This window comes from Arthrobacter sp. Y3223164 (genome assembly GCF_059091005.1).
Genome location: NZ_JBNHGF010000047.1, coordinates 1 through 13145, shown reverse-complemented (window position 1 = coordinate 13145; position 13145 = coordinate 1). Strand labels below are relative to the sequence as shown.

The 13145-nt window shown below is 66.1% G+C and carries 17 protein-coding genes and 1 riboswitch; of the genes, 6 read left to right on the top strand and 11 right to left on the bottom strand.

Features of this window, described 5'->3' with window-relative positions:
- Nucleotides 1–166 precede the first annotated feature (166 nt).
- Nucleotides 167–820: a dihydrofolate reductase family protein gene (locus AC5RUJ_RS04715; protein ID WP_494127879.1), complete on the top strand. Its 654-nt coding sequence runs from the start codon at nt 167–169 to the stop codon at nt 818–820.
- A gap of 28 nt (nt 821–848) precedes the next feature.
- Here the strand turns inward: AC5RUJ_RS04715 and lplAB are convergent, their stop codons facing one another.
- The 4 genes from lplAB to AC5RUJ_RS04695 form a co-directional block, all read right to left on the bottom strand.
- Nucleotides 849–1910, bottom strand: a complete 1062-nt coding sequence (gene lplAB, locus AC5RUJ_RS04710) for a lipoate-protein ligase LplAB (RefSeq protein WP_494127880.1) — start codon at nt 1908–1910, stop codon at nt 849–851.
- 284 nt (nt 1911–2194) lie between these two features.
- On the bottom strand, nt 2195–2530 hold the full coding sequence (locus AC5RUJ_RS04705) for a DMT family transporter (protein WP_494013950.1): 336 nt from the start codon (nt 2528–2530) through the stop codon (nt 2195–2197).
- A 10-nt stretch (nt 2531–2540) separates the two neighbouring features.
- Entirely contained in the window at nt 2541–2855 is a 315-nt protein-coding gene (locus AC5RUJ_RS04700; RefSeq protein ID WP_493978495.1) for a DMT family transporter, read from the bottom strand.
- Between the two features lie 10 nt (nt 2856–2865).
- A riboswitch (guanidine-III (ykkC-III) riboswitch) is annotated at nt 2866–2931 on the bottom strand.
- An 89-nt stretch (nt 2932–3020) separates the two neighbouring features.
- Complete coding sequence (locus tag AC5RUJ_RS04695; RefSeq protein ID WP_494013949.1) at nt 3021–3314, bottom strand: hypothetical protein; 294 nt, start codon at nt 3312–3314, stop codon at nt 3021–3023.
- 812 nt (nt 3315–4126) lie between these two features.
- On the opposite strand from AC5RUJ_RS04695, the gene AC5RUJ_RS04690 reads away from it, so the two are divergent.
- Nucleotides 4127–4972, top strand: a complete 846-nt coding sequence (locus tag AC5RUJ_RS04690; RefSeq protein ID WP_494127881.1) for an HNH endonuclease family protein — start codon at nt 4127–4129, stop codon at nt 4970–4972.
- 401 nt (nt 4973–5373) lie between these two features.
- A complete protein-coding gene (locus tag AC5RUJ_RS04685; RefSeq protein ID WP_494127882.1) occupies nt 5374–6168 on the top strand; it encodes a hypothetical protein in 795 nt (264 codons plus the stop codon).
- On the opposite strand, the gene AC5RUJ_RS04680 is transcribed toward AC5RUJ_RS04685, so the two are convergent.
- Together AC5RUJ_RS04680 and AC5RUJ_RS04675 are read right to left on the bottom strand one after the other, a co-directional pair.
- Complete coding sequence (locus tag AC5RUJ_RS04680; RefSeq protein ID WP_494127913.1) at nt 6148–6510, bottom strand: tyrosine-protein phosphatase; 363 nt, start codon at nt 6508–6510, stop codon at nt 6148–6150. The two genes, AC5RUJ_RS04685 and AC5RUJ_RS04680, sit on opposite strands and share 21 nt — an antisense overlap.
- Nucleotides 6395–6910 carry a tyrosine-protein phosphatase gene (locus AC5RUJ_RS04675; RefSeq protein ID WP_494155634.1) on the bottom strand — a complete coding sequence of 172 codons (516 nt, stop codon included), beginning with the start codon at nt 6908–6910 and terminating at the stop codon, nt 6395–6397. Before AC5RUJ_RS04675 ends, AC5RUJ_RS04680 begins: the two co-directional genes overlap by 116 nt.
- Before the next feature lie 303 nt (nt 6911–7213).
- Here AC5RUJ_RS04675 and AC5RUJ_RS04670 point away from each other — a divergent pair, with 303 nt between their 5' ends.
- Complete coding sequence (locus AC5RUJ_RS04670; protein ID WP_494023119.1) at nt 7214–7600, top strand: hypothetical protein; 387 nt, start codon at nt 7214–7216, stop codon at nt 7598–7600.
- Nucleotides 7601–7655: 55 nt separating this feature from the next.
- On the opposite strand, the gene AC5RUJ_RS04665 is transcribed toward AC5RUJ_RS04670, so the two are convergent.
- The 5 genes from AC5RUJ_RS04665 to AC5RUJ_RS04645 all read right to left on the bottom strand — a co-directional run bounded on the left by AC5RUJ_RS04665 (nt 7656) and on the right by AC5RUJ_RS04645 (nt 11060).
- Nucleotides 7656–8150, bottom strand: coding sequence for a hypothetical protein (locus tag AC5RUJ_RS04665; protein ID WP_494127884.1), 495 nt, complete (start codon nt 8148–8150; stop codon nt 7656–7658).
- 158 nt (nt 8151–8308) lie between these two features.
- Entirely contained in the window at nt 8309–8566 is a 258-nt protein-coding gene (locus AC5RUJ_RS04660; protein ID WP_493978504.1) for a type B 50S ribosomal protein L31, read from the bottom strand.
- 105 nt (nt 8567–8671) lie between these two features.
- Nucleotides 8672–9484: a TrmH family RNA methyltransferase gene (locus AC5RUJ_RS04655; protein WP_494127885.1), complete on the bottom strand. Its 813-nt coding sequence runs from the start codon at nt 9482–9484 to the stop codon at nt 8672–8674.
- Nucleotides 9481–10257 (bottom strand): sulfite exporter TauE/SafE family protein, encoded by a 777-nt coding sequence (locus AC5RUJ_RS04650; protein WP_493999668.1) that lies wholly within the window; start codon nt 10255–10257, stop codon nt 9481–9483. Before AC5RUJ_RS04650 ends, AC5RUJ_RS04655 begins: the two co-directional genes overlap by 4 nt.
- 14 nt (nt 10258–10271) lie before the next feature.
- On the bottom strand, nt 10272–11060 hold the full coding sequence (locus tag AC5RUJ_RS04645) for an ABC transporter ATP-binding protein (RefSeq protein ID WP_493999667.1): 789 nt from the start codon (nt 11058–11060) through the stop codon (nt 10272–10274).
- A 106-nt stretch (nt 11061–11166) separates the two neighbouring features.
- On the opposite strand from AC5RUJ_RS04645, the gene serB reads away from it, so the two are divergent.
- Nucleotides 11167–12060 carry a phosphoserine phosphatase SerB gene (gene serB / locus AC5RUJ_RS04640; protein WP_494127886.1) on the top strand — a complete coding sequence of 298 codons (894 nt, stop codon included), beginning with the start codon at nt 11167–11169 and terminating at the stop codon, nt 12058–12060.
- A gap of 192 nt (nt 12061–12252) precedes the next feature.
- Nucleotides 12253–13145 (top strand): thiamine pyrophosphate-binding protein (locus AC5RUJ_RS04635; RefSeq protein WP_494155633.1); only part of this gene is annotated, 893 nt, incomplete at its 3' end.

Below are 13145 nucleotides of genomic sequence, written 5' to 3'. Positions count from 1 at the left end.
CGAGCGGACGACGGCTGCGGACGGCGGACGAGCGGCTGAAGGCGCATCGGCGGGCGATGGCGCGCCGATAGCCGCTGCACGGTTCCCTGCGCCGCCGCCGTGGAATAGGCTGTCGTCTTCCAGGGACCCGGCCCCTTGGACGCCGGGGCCAGGAGCAGGAGGATTCGTGCCGAGACTGCGAGTGCACAATTTTTCCGTATCGCTTGACGGCTACGCCGCCGGCCCGAACCAGAGCGTTGAGGACCCGTTGGGAGTGGGCGGCGAACAGCTGCACGAGTGGGTGTTCCGGACCGCGGCCGGCAAGCGGATGGGCGGCGAGGGCGGGGGTTCCACCGGGCTGGACAACGACTTTGTCGAGGCCGGGCAGGAGGGCATCGGGGCCACCATCATGGGCCGGAACATGTTCGGGCCGGTGCGCGGTGAGTGGCCCTCCGTGGAGTGGCGGGGCTGGTGGGGCGAAGACCCACCGTTCCATCATCCGGTCTTCGTGCTGACGAACTACCCGCGGCCGCCCATCACCATGGCCGGCGGGACCGTCTTCCACTTTGTCGACGACGGGATCGAGTCCGCCCTGCGCCAGGCCTTCGACGCAGCCGCCGGGCAGGACGTCCGGCTCGGCGGCGGCGCATCTGCAGTCCGTCAATACCTGCGAGCGCGGCTCGTGGACGAACTGCACCTGGCCATGGTGCCCGTTCTGCTCGGCTCCGGCGAGCGCGTGTTCGACGATCTGGACGCCGCGGCTCTCGGCTACGAATGCGTCGAATTCGCCGCCTCGCCTGCCGCGGCTCACGCCCGCCTGGTCAGGAGCAGGGACCGGTAGCCCGGCCGCTTGGCTTCCGCCGCTCACCCTACGGTACGCGGTGCAGCCATTCTTCCGTGCCGAACTTGGTCTCCACGAGTTCCCGGGCCATGGCCAGCTCTTCCTCGGAAAAACCGCTGTCCTCGGCGGCATAGCGGTCCTTGAAGGTTCGGATCATCACGTCGATGATTTCCTCGCGGGTCAGGCCGGTCTGCCGGCGCAGCGGATCCACCCGCTTCTTGGCGCTGGCGATGCCCTTGTCGGAGATTTTTTCCTTGCCGATCCGAAGGACGTCGGTCATCTTGTCCGCGTCGATGTCGTAGGACATGGTCACGTGGTGCAGCATCCCGCCATTGGCCAACCGCTTCTGCGCCGCGCCGCCGATCTTGCCCTCCGGCGTGGCGATGTCGTTGAGCGGCTGGTAGAACGCCTTGATGCCGACCTTCTCCAGCGACGCCATGACCCAGGCGTCGAGGTACGCGTAGGACGCTTCAAAGCTCTGCCCGTCCACCAGAGTCTGCGGGAGGTACAGCGAGTAGGTAATCGCGTTACCGCGTTCCATGAACATGGCGCCGCCGCCGCTGATCCGGCGCACCACGGTGATGCCGTGGCGTTCCACCCCGTCCGGGTCCACTTCGTTGCGGACCGATTGGAAGCTGCCGATCACCACCGACGGCGCCTCCCATTCCCAGAACCTCAGCGTCGGCGGGCGCTTCCCGGCCCCCACCTGGCGGGTCAGGACCTCGTCCATCGCGACATGCAGGTGCGTCGGCAGCGGGGTGGGTGGAATAACCTGCCATTGATGGTCAAGCCAACCGGTGGCCTTGTTGAGCGCGCGGCGCACGGCCACGGCCACCGCATCGGCCGAGAAGCCAAACATTTGCGCGTCCGGCCGCAATGCAGCGTTTATCGCGCTGGCATAGTGGCCGTGGGCGCTTTCGATGCTCATCCCGTCAAGCGCTGCGTTGATGTCTGCCAGTGCTTCATCCGGTTCCAGAAAGAAGTCTCCGCTGACGGACGGCCGGGTGATCTGTCCGTCCGCCACCTCGAAGTCCACGACCACGAGCTTGCCGCCCTGGACCTTGTACTCTCCATGGCGGTGGTCGGTCATGTGCACTCCTTGGCTGTCTTGCGGCTATCTTGGCGGCGGACGGTGTTGGCCGTCAGGCGGCGCGGTCGTCGGTTTTCCCAGTCTAATCAAGGCCCGGGGGCGGCCCGTGCGGCGCGGGACTCAGGTTCCTCCCAGCTGCTGCCGGGGCTGTGCCCAGAACCCGCTCGTAGTGTCATAGACACCTCATCACGGTGCGAGTGAAAGAGGGGCCGGACGTGCCCGGTCCAAGCGCCGGCGGGTATGGAGTAACTCCCCCAACCTCTCCACTACCCGCCGGCGCTTTTTCATGACTTGTTCCCGTCGCCCGTATCGGCAAGCTTCAGCCCGATCACGCAACCGATGATCCCGGCAACGAACAGCAGTTTGAGCACGCTCGCAGGTTCTCCGCCGAACAGCATGGCGTAGCCGACGGTCAGCGCTGCCCCGGCTCCGGTCCACACCGCATATGCCGTGCCGATGGGGATGCCGCGCATGGCATAGCCCAGGCCCACCATGCTCAGGGTCAGGGCCACGAAGAACACCACGGCGGGCACCGTGCGGCTCAGTCCGTCCGACATCCCCAGGGCTGTTGCCCACACAGCTTCCAGGACGGCGCTGATCAACAAGACAGTCCAATGCATGCCAGCCCCCTTAGCCGATCGCCTTGAGGCCGACAACGCAGCCGATGATGCCCAGCAGCAGGAGGACGCGTATCAAGGTCGCCTTCTCGGCGCCGGTGACCATGGCAACCGCCGCGGTCAGCACCGCACCGATGCCGACCCAGACCGCATAGGCGGTCCCTACCGGTATGGCAGTCATGGCGTAGGCCAGGCCGGCCATGCTCAGGGCCATGGATACTACGAAAATGATGGTGGGCCAGAGCCGGCGGAAATTCTTTGATGCGCCCAGGGCCGTGGCCCAGACGGCTTCCAGGACGCCGGACAGAACAAGTATCAGCCATTCCATGTGTGATTCCTTTGGCCAGTCTTGTCGCACACCGGGTACTGAACCGTCGTCCGGAGACCCAAGGAACAGGTCTTGGACTTGAAAATAGCAAAGTACGACGCCGGTGCGCAGCTTTGGTGGCCAACCTCACCAGCCTGTGGCCTGGCCCCGGTCGTTGATGGCCCTCTAATCGTTTGTTGCTTTCCTGCGTTTCGCCAGGTGCCACGCAGCTCGAAGGGCCGATACAACTGCAATCACGAAGCCGAGCGCGCCTAGCCCGAGGAAAACCAGAACGAAACCGATCCTGAGAGGGGCAGGAGCCAGTCCTTGATCGGCCTCGCTGATTCCCCCGAAACCAATCCACGTAAACAAGGCCAACACGAGGCCAAGGAACACCATGGAGATGCCGGATGCGAAGGCTGCCGCAACGGGGATTTTTTTCATGAACTGCCGGCCCCTTTCGCTGCGTTTTAGGTGCATGCTGCGGACTCCTTGGGACATTGAACGGACGGCCACTCCTCAAACTATCGAATGATACGTCCTGTAGGGATACCCTGATCAGAAAAGTCTGGGCACTGGAAGGCCGAAATTGGAAGAGGGCAATGCGTAGAACATTTAAGATCGCGGTTGCCTTAGTAATCGGCATGATCCTGGTCAGCGCCGGGTTGTTCTTCATTGGATATACGAAATGGGGAGGATATGCCACCGAGGGTTTGATGCTCATCGCCGTGGTATTTGTAGCCAGGCTTGCGCTTGGAGGTAGAAAGAGCATCACTCAACCGATGGCGGAGCCCGGAGAGACGCTCAACGATTTATACCTGGGCGCCACCTACACAGGCCCACGACTCCTCGCCCCTCCCCGAGGAACGCATGCAGAGTTGGTCATCGATGATGATGAGCGGTTGCAGTTCCTTGAGGCCCTCAAGAACGCAGACGCACGCTCACCCCGCGAAATCCCTGGGGGGCGGCACCGCCCCTACCCGTATAGACAGTTCCTGTCGCAGCTTTCCCGCGGCGCCTTCCCTGGAATTCCAACAACCTGCGATCAGCCAAGCGAAACCACTTTCCTACTCGCCCTGCCTGGTTTTATCGCTAGTTGGATTTCGGCCTGCTTGAGGGCCATTCCGTCTACATAACCGATGAGCTCCGGATCTTCGACGTGGGAAAGGAAGGCCTGCCGCACAAAGGCAGGCCTTTTGTATGGCAGGATAATTCCCAGGCAATCGCACTGAATGCATGCGTGACTGATGCCGGACATATTGGGGGAATACTTGCGCAAGAATCCGGGCCGAATGCTGGCCTCCATCGTTACCGCCGGAGCCCTGCTGCTTGGCGGGTTCACGGCCGCAGCCCCGGCTGAGGCCCTCGGGCCGAAAGCCACGGGGCCGAGCGCCTCCTCGGTGCTGAACACCCTGCCGGTCAAGGGCAAGGCCGCCAAGACCGGCTATTCCCGGGACAAGTTCGGACCCTCATGGAAGGACACCGATCGCATCGGCTGTGATACCCGGAACGATATCCTCAAGCGCGACCTCACCAAGGACAGGTTTAAGCCCGGCACGAATAACTGCGTCATCGCTTCCGGGACCCTGAAGGATCCCTACACCGGCAAGACCATCAGCTACGTCCGCGGCGGCAACAAGGTCGACATCGACCACGTCGTGGCACTGGGCCAGGCCTGGGTGTCCGGTGCCCAGAAGCTCTCTACCGCCCAGCGCACCGCCCTGGCCAACGACCCGCTGAACCTGCTGGCCGTGGATTCCTCCGCGAATCGGGCGAAGGGCGACCGCGAGGCCAGTGCGTGGCTGCCCAAGAACAAGTCCTTCCGTTGTCCCCTCGTCGCCACCCAAATCGCGGTCAAGAAGAAGTACGCCCTGTCGGTCACTCCCGCCGAGAAGGCCGCTATGAAGCGGGTCCTCACCTCCTGCCCCGGGCAGAAGACGGTGAAGGTCACCGCCATCAAGCCGGCCAGCAAGGCAACGCCGACGAAGGCCGCCAAGCCCTCCACTGCATTGAAGGTCTCCCCGGGTGCTTTCTGCGCCTCGTCCATGAAGGGCAAGAAGGGCATCGGCAAAACCAATGGCAAGACCTACACCTGCAAGGCGTCCTCCACGGACAGCCGCCTCCGGTGGCGGGCCTGATTGGGGGTTCAGGGGGGAAAGGAAGTGCACCACACGTGCGGGAGAACCCACAACAATGGAATTATCGGGCACGCCCTTCGTAACTACGGAGGCAGCCGCCCTCGCCCTCCAAGTGCGACGATGATCGAATGCAGAACAGGGCCGACTTGCTCCTTGAGGGACCGCGCGGGCGACGCCTATGCCTCGAGCTGGCGAAGGCGCTCAGCCCGGACGTCAGAACGGCCGCATCCAGGCTGGCATACGAACTCGATTCTGGAAGGGGCTCCTCAACAGTCCTGCTGACCGCCGGTCAAGGTGTTGCTCTCCCTCCTGCATCACCGAAAGAGTTTGCGGCAGCGATTGCTTCCCTGGATCCGGGTGCCCTGAAGGGTGTACTCATTCAATCGGCGCTGCAACTAGCCGTGGCGTCGGCCAGGTACTGGCAGGAGCCGGAGGGTGAAGACGTGCTCGCCGGGCAGCCCGACGTCGTCGGCGCCCTCTACCCCGTGGCCGAACAGGTCATGGATTCGTCGACGGGGCGGCAATGGGGTCTGCCTCGCCGGATCGAGCAGTGGGCAATTGACTGGCGATCGGCGGAGGATCCGTCGCCGCTGCCCAAAGACCCCCAGCGAACCTTGGCTGAGTGGGGACGTGGAGAGCGAGCCGAAGAAGCTCGGGCTGCGAAAGACCGGCCCGATGACCCCGGGGCACCTTGGTCCGGCACGTGGTGGTCTATCCCGCAGGGGTTGCTCCAGACCGTCGGGCAGATTCCGTCAGGGTTGGACCTCGTCGAAGACAGCCTTGGCGGGGAAGATGCCACCACCATCCCGGTCCGTGGAGTGGGGCGAACCTATGAGATCCGCACGGGGGATGACTGGATCCGCCTGTGCCGCGCCTTCCCCCTGGAGGTTACCGCCTCCCGCCGGCACGACTGGTACCGCACTACCGGACGGACCGGCCGATGGGTGATTCCGGACTGGGCACAAGTTGCGCAGGAATGGGATGCCGTCCACCTGACTGTTGTCGCATATCTCAACGGCGCCACGCGCCCGCTCCGGATTGATTCAGCCACGGCAAGTGTCATCGCAGGGTGGAACCCCGATACCACGATCTGGCTCACCGACGTCGCACGCGAATGGGAAGGGCCCCGCCAGACGTGGCATCGTGGGCCGCAAGACGGCTGCTGGTCTGCGGGGTCACCGCCGACCGAGCCATGAACCAGCTGGCGCCCGCACGGAGTGAGCTACGCCCCTGCCGAACCTGCGGGTCGCAAGCGACTTTTCAGAAGCTCGATTTCTTCTGGTAATGAGTTCCGTCCGTCGCTCCGCAATACGGTCCTCTAACTCTTCGATGGAGTGCACCCTCACCTTGCTGTGCGTCGGGTTGCGGCGCGCGTGTTTGTCCACGCTGCGAACCGCACGCCCATAGTCGCTGGCAATCGCTTCAACCTGCACTCCGGCAAGTGCGAGGAGAACGGCGGCGATCATTCCGGTCCGATCGCGACCGCCTGCACAGTGAAACAGCACCGCTCCTTCGGCGTGGGCTATCGTCCAGAAGATTTGGGGGATAGAAGGCAAGATTGTCCCGGTAGGACGCAGTGTGATCCAGCAGAGGTCCGCAGACCCGCATGAAGTCCTCGTCGTCGGGGTCCTCGGTCGGCAAGTTTGCGATCACCAGGTCTTCGAGCACCTTTTCGTCGATAACGGGATGATGCCGCTCCCTTTTGATTTCGCCGGGGTTTCGCAGGTCAATTACAGTGGTGAGGCCGGAGTCCAGCGCATCCTGCCACCCCTGGAGAGACAAGTACTCGCGCGCCCCGGACCGGTATAACTGCCCCCGGCGTGTTAGACCACCTGCAGGCAGCGGCATGCCGCCAAGGTCGCTGAGGTTGAACGCTCCGTCCCACGGTGTCCTGTTCACGACAGGGCAGTCTACAGATGAGCGATGCCGCACCCCCATACTTCGCATATGCTGTTCCGAAACCCGCCCGTCAGGTGGCAGGTCACGGCCATTGGGAAGAAGCAGGGGCTTATGTCGGGGGTCAAAAGGAAACGATCCACTCAATTCCTCAGCGTTGCGGCGGTCAGCGCAATGTTCATCGCAGTGGCCGGGTGTGCGGAAGCGACCGCGCAAGCAACACAGGACCTCCCGCCAGCAGCATCTTCCCCCGCGTCCACCTCGCTTCCACCCTCCACGCCGGCGTCCACCCCACCGTCCGACCCGCTGCCGGAACCACCCGCGGGCGTCCCCGGGTTTGTCAGCATGGCCGAGATTCCCGCTTTGTACCGGAACGCGCTCGATGACTTTCCCCATCCCCTTCCCGCCGGGGTCGATTGGCCTGCCGGCATTCCCGGCGGTTACGACGACCCGACCGGGCTGTATGAGTCGGGTGGGCTCGGCGAATCCATTGCCTCGCATTACTGGCGTTGCGCCTGGGAGGGTGAATTCCTTGGCGCCTTCGAGAGCAATGAGCAGGGCCGGCAGGCCGCAGCCCTTGCCATGCTCGACACTTGGGTTTCGGATCCGTACTTCACCCAGATTTTCGAAGACCCCGAGCAGGTGTGGAAGGGTTATGTGCTCGACCCGGCCAAGAGCGGCGATGTCACACGGATGAAGTTTGAGCACAGCCACTGCCCGCCCCTCGACTAGCCGGTCCGGGCGCTGTTCCGCCGGTTGGGATCCGCGATCACTCCCGCCCGGCAACCTACCCGTCGGCGGCGCAGAACAGCTGCAGTTCAGCTTCTCCGTCGCGGATGTAGTGCAGCCCTGTGAACCCGTGTCCCCCGGCGAAGCGGGACTTCAGGGAGGCGCCGTCCTCCAGCTGGTACAGCATGGTCGCCAGCGCTTTGCCGGACTCGTCGGTGATGGCCAGCGAGACGGCGCGGCCGTCCGGGGCCTCCCCCGTGTAGCTTCCGGACAGCCGGAACGAGCCGGCGATCAACTGCTGCCGGTCCCCCGTCGTGCCGTCGACCCTGGGCAGGACCAACTGGCCGGCTTCCTCTCCGGTGCTGCTGCCAAAGTCCGGACGGTACTGCGTGGTGCAGGTGATTTCGGCCGGTAGTTGCTGTTGCCCTGCTGCGCATGCCGTGAGCAGAAGGGCGGAAACGGCCAGCGTGACCGGGCCCCCGATCGCCCGCGGGCGGCGATGGTCCCGGTGCCGCCCAGTGCGGACCGCTTCACGGTGTGGAGTTGGTGCCATGCCAGCAGCCTAACGTCGCGGCCGGCAGGGGACGCCAGGAGCCGGTGCGCGACGCGCCAGGCCCCGGGCGACAAACCCGAGCCAATAGGCCGCCGCATTAAACGGCGAAGCCCGCACCGGGCGGTGCGGGCTTCGCCGAAGACTTGCGGGGAGAAGTGTTACTTCTTGCCGCCGAAGCCCTTGAAGCGTGCGTTGAAGCGCTCCACGCGGCCGGCGCTGTCCATGATGCGCTGCTTGCCGGTGTAGAACGGGTGGGACTCCGAGGAGATTTCAACCTCGATCAGCGGGTAGCTGTTGCCGTCTTCCCACTCCACCGTCCGCTTGGACGTCGCGGTGGACTTGGTCAGGAAGGAAACGCCGGAGGCCAGGTCGCGGAACACAACCGGGGCGTATGCCGGATGGATATCAGACTTCATAGTTGTACCTTTTCTACGCGCCCCTGGATTTTGCCAGCGGCTAGAAGGATGGAAAGATGGCAGCCCTATCAGGGCCAGCACACAACTCTACCGCATTCGGCGGGCTTACGTCGAAGTGACACGGCAGGCCCAGAACGCCACCGCGCTGGCGGCCGCGACATTCAGGGAATCCACTCCCGCACGCATGGGGATCATCACGGTTAGGTCCACCCGGTCGAGCGTTTGCTCCCTCACGCCCGCGCCCTCGGTGCCCAGCACCAGCGCCAGCTTGTCGTAGCTGCGCCGTTCCAGCTCATCCAGGGTGATGGCGTCCTCTGCCAGCTCCAACGCCGCCGTGGTGAACCCGGCGTCGCGGAGCGCGGCAACACCCTCCGGCCACTCCGGCAGCCGGGCCCACGGAATCTGGAAGACCGTGCCCATGGAGACCCGGATGCTGCGCCGGTACAACGGGTCGGCGCACTGTGGACTGAGCAGCACCGCGTCCATGCCCATGGCGGCGGCGGATCGGAAGATCGCGCCCACGTTGGTGTGGTCCACGATGTCCTCCAGCACTGCCACCCGGCGGGCACCGGCCAGCACGTCCTCGACGGGCAGCGGCGCGGGCCGGTGCATGGCGGCCATCGCGCCGCGGTGCAGGTGGAATCCGGTGATCGCCTCCAGCACCTCGGGCGTCCCGACGAACACGGGCACCTCGGGGAACCTGTCGATCACATCGCGCAGGTCGTCCAGCCACTTGTCGGTCAGGAAGAAAGACCGCGGGGTGTGGCCGACGGCGATGGCGCGGCGCAGCACCTTGGAGCTTTCGGCGATGTACATCCCCTCGGCGGGCTCGCGGCGGCGGCGCAGCGCGGTGTCCGTCAACTGCGCGTAGTCGGCCACCCGCGGATCGGCGGCGGAGTCCAGGCGCACCAGGTTCATGCGAAGAGGTTCCTGACCAGCACGAACAGCGCCACAAGGCCAAGGGTAACAATGATGCTGCGCAGCACCACCGGCTTCAGCCGGCGTCCCACGGCGGAGCCAATCAGCGCACCGATCAGCGAACTGATGGCGATGACCAGCACCACCGGCCAGTCGATCCGGTCGAACGCGAAGAGCATGTAGGAGATGGCGGCGATGATGTTCACGCCCAGCACCAGCACGTTCTTCACCGCGTTGGCCTGCTGCAGGGTGCCGTGCAGGAAGACCCCGAGGATTCCCACCAGCAGCACGCCCTGCGCGGCCACGAAGTAGCCGCCGTAGACACCGGCGAAATAGACCAGACCCAGCAGCAGCCACGGCCGCGGCCGGGTCCGGGCCTGCGCGGCCTGGCGGTCCCGCACCCAGGCCTGGAGCTTCGGTTGGAACACCACGAACAGCAGCGCCACCACGATCAGGAACGGGGCCGCCACGCCGAAGACTTCCTCCGGCAGGTGCAGCAGCAGCCAAGCGCCGGTGATCCCGCCCAGCAGTGAGGCCGGAAGCAGGATGGCCAGGGTGCGGCGCAGCCCGGCCAGTTCCCTCCGGTAGCCGTAGACGCCGCCCACATTGCCGGCGATCAGGCCCATCGCGTTCGAAATGGTCGCGGTCACCGGCGCATAGCCCAGCGCCACGAGAATGGGGAACGTGACCAGCGTGCCGGAGCCGACAATGCTGTTGATGGTGCCGGCCCACAGCCCGCCCAGCCCGATCAGGGCAGCGTTCAGCACATCCATGAGGCGGGCGCCGCCTAGGCGCGCTTGGCTACGGCAGTGTAGCGGCCGCCGTCGTGCTTGACGCTCAGCGGCATGTCGAAGGCGGTGCTCAGGTTCTCTTCGGTCAGCACCTCCGCGATGGGCCCCTGGGCCACCACCCCGCCCTCGCGCAGCAGCATGGCGTGGGTGAAGCCCGGCGGCACTTCCTCCAGGTGGTGGGTGACCAGCACCAGCGCCGGCGCGTCCTCGTCCCGGGCCAGTTCGCTCAGCCGCCGCACCAGATCCTCGCGGCCGGCCAGGTCCAGGCCGGCACCCGGCTCGTCCAGCAGCAGCAGTTCGGGATCGGACATCAGGGCCCGGGCAATTTGCACGCGCTTGCGTTCGCCCTCGCTCAGGGTGGCGAAGGTGCGGTTCATGAAGGTGGACATGCCCCAGGCATCCAGCAGCCGGAAGGCCCGGCGCTCGTCCATCTTGTCGTACTGTTCGCGCCAGCGGCCGGTCACCCCGTAGGCGGCGGTGACCACCACATTGAGCACCTGCTCGTGCTCGGGGATCTGGCCCGCCAGCGCGGCGGAGGCCAGGCCGATCCGCGGCCGCAGCTCGAACACGTCGACCTTGCCCATGGTCTCGTCCAGGATCCCGGCGATCCCGCGGGTGGGATGCAGGCGTGCGCCGGCGATCTGCAGCAGCGTGGTCTTGCCCGCCCCGTTGGGGCCGAGCACTACCCAGCGCTCCCCCTCCTTGACCTGCCAGTCAATGCCGTCGAGCAGGGTTTTCCGCCCGCGGACAACAGTGACCCCGGCAAATTCAAGTACATCGCTCATATCAGTAGACAGTAGGCTAAAACGCGTAGTATTCGCCAAACGCGGCGCCGGAGCCTGCCATGATGGATTCGGCCCTCCCCCAAGCTTTGCGTAGAACGGACTCACCATGCCCTCGCTCCTCCGTGTCGTCTCCTACGGCCGGGAACTCCCCGACGCCTACCTCGCTGCCGTGCAGGCAGCGGTCACCGGAGCCGGCGGGAGCATCAGGGAGCTGGAGAACGCGGCCAACGACCGTTTCCAGGTCACCGTCCTGACGGTGGAGTACGACGGCGGTGCCTCCGACGGGGTCGCGGCCTTGCGGGCGGCGCTGGCCCCCGTCCTCACCGACGACCTGGGCACGGCCGTGATGGACGCGTCGCTGGCCGGGCCGCAGCGCAAGCTGCTGCTCATGGACGTGGACTCCACGCTCATCCAGCAGGAGGTCATCGAGCTGCTGGCCGAGCATGCGGGCAAGCGCGAGGAGGTGGCCGCCGTGACCGAGGCGGCGATGCGCGGTGAACTGGACTTCGCCCAGAGCCTGCACGCCCGGGTGGCCACCCTGAAGGACCTTCCGCTCGACGTGATCGACCGTGTCCGTGCCGCGGTGCGGCTGACGGACGGCGCCCGGGAACTCGTGGAGGCTTTCCTGGCCGCCGGCCACGCGGTGGCCGTAGTCTCCGGCGGCTTCAGCCAGATCCTGGATCCGCTGGCCGCCGAGCTCAAGCTGACCTACCACCGGGCCAACCTGCTGGGCATCGACGCGGAGCTGCTGACCGGCACGGTGGACGGCGACGTGGTGGACCGGGCGGTGAAAGAGGCAGTGCTGCGCGAATGGGCCGCGGCGGAGGCCATCGACCTGGCGCAGACCATTGCCATCGGCGACGGCGCCAACGACCTGGACATGCTCGCGGCCGCCGGCCTGGGCGTGGCGTTCAACGCCAAGCCTGCCGTCCGGGCCGCCGCCGACGCCGCCATCAACATTCCCTACCTGGATGTGGCCCGCTACTTCGCCGGCGTCTGACACCGCCCGCGGAGTCTGACCCCGCCCGCGGCGGCCGGGCCCGCCATCCCGTGCCGGCCGGTTTCCGCCGGACCCGGACCCTACCGCAGGGCCACGTGCCGGAGTAGGGTCGGTTGAACCTTCCCGGACAGCGCCCGTGCTGCCGGCCTCCGGGCAGGGGTTCCCGGAAACTGTCGTGAAGGAGAACCAGCGATGGTCACGCATTCCACACCAACCGCCGCCCTGGATCCGGACGCGGCCGAGACGTGCCGGCGCCTGGCGGCGCAGCTGCGGGTCGACTCCATCCGGGCCACCACCCGCGCCGGCTCCGGCCACGCCACCTCGTCGCTCTCGGCAGCCGACCTCATGGCGGTGCTCCTGGCGAACCACCTGCACTACGACTGGCAGCGGCCGGAGCTCGCCGCGAACGACCACCTGGTGTTCTCCAAGGGGCATGCCTCGCCGCTGCTCTATGCCATGTTCCGGGCCGCCGGAGTGATCGACGAAACGGAGCTGCTCGATTCCTACCGGCAGTTCGGCGGCCGGCTGCAGGGACATCCCACGCCGGCCCTGCCCTGGGTGGATGTGGCAACCGGATCACTCGGCCAGGGGCTGCCCGTGGCCGTCGGCATCGCCCTGGCCGGCAAGTACCTGGACCGGCTCCCCTACCGGACATGGGTCCTCTGCGGGGACAGCGAGATGACCGAAGGATCCATGTGGGAGGCGCTGGACAAGGCCGCCTACTACCGGCTGGGAAACCTGACGGCGATCGTGGATGTGAACCGGCTGGGCCAGAACGGGCCGACCGCACTGGGCTGGGACCTGGACCGGTACTCCGCAAGGATCAGGGCTTTCGGCGCGCAGCCGCTGCCGATCGACGGCCATGACCTCGCCGCCATCGACGAAGCCTTCGCCACCGCGCGTGAGACCACCGACCGGCCCAGCGTCATCCTGGCCCGCACGGTCAAGGGCAAGGGCGTTCCCGCGGTGGAGGACAGGGACGGCTGGCACGGTAAGGCGCTGCCGGAGGACGTCGCCGCGACCGCCATCGAGGCACTGGGCGGCCCGACCAGGCTGCGGATCACCCCGCTGCCGCCGGAACCCGG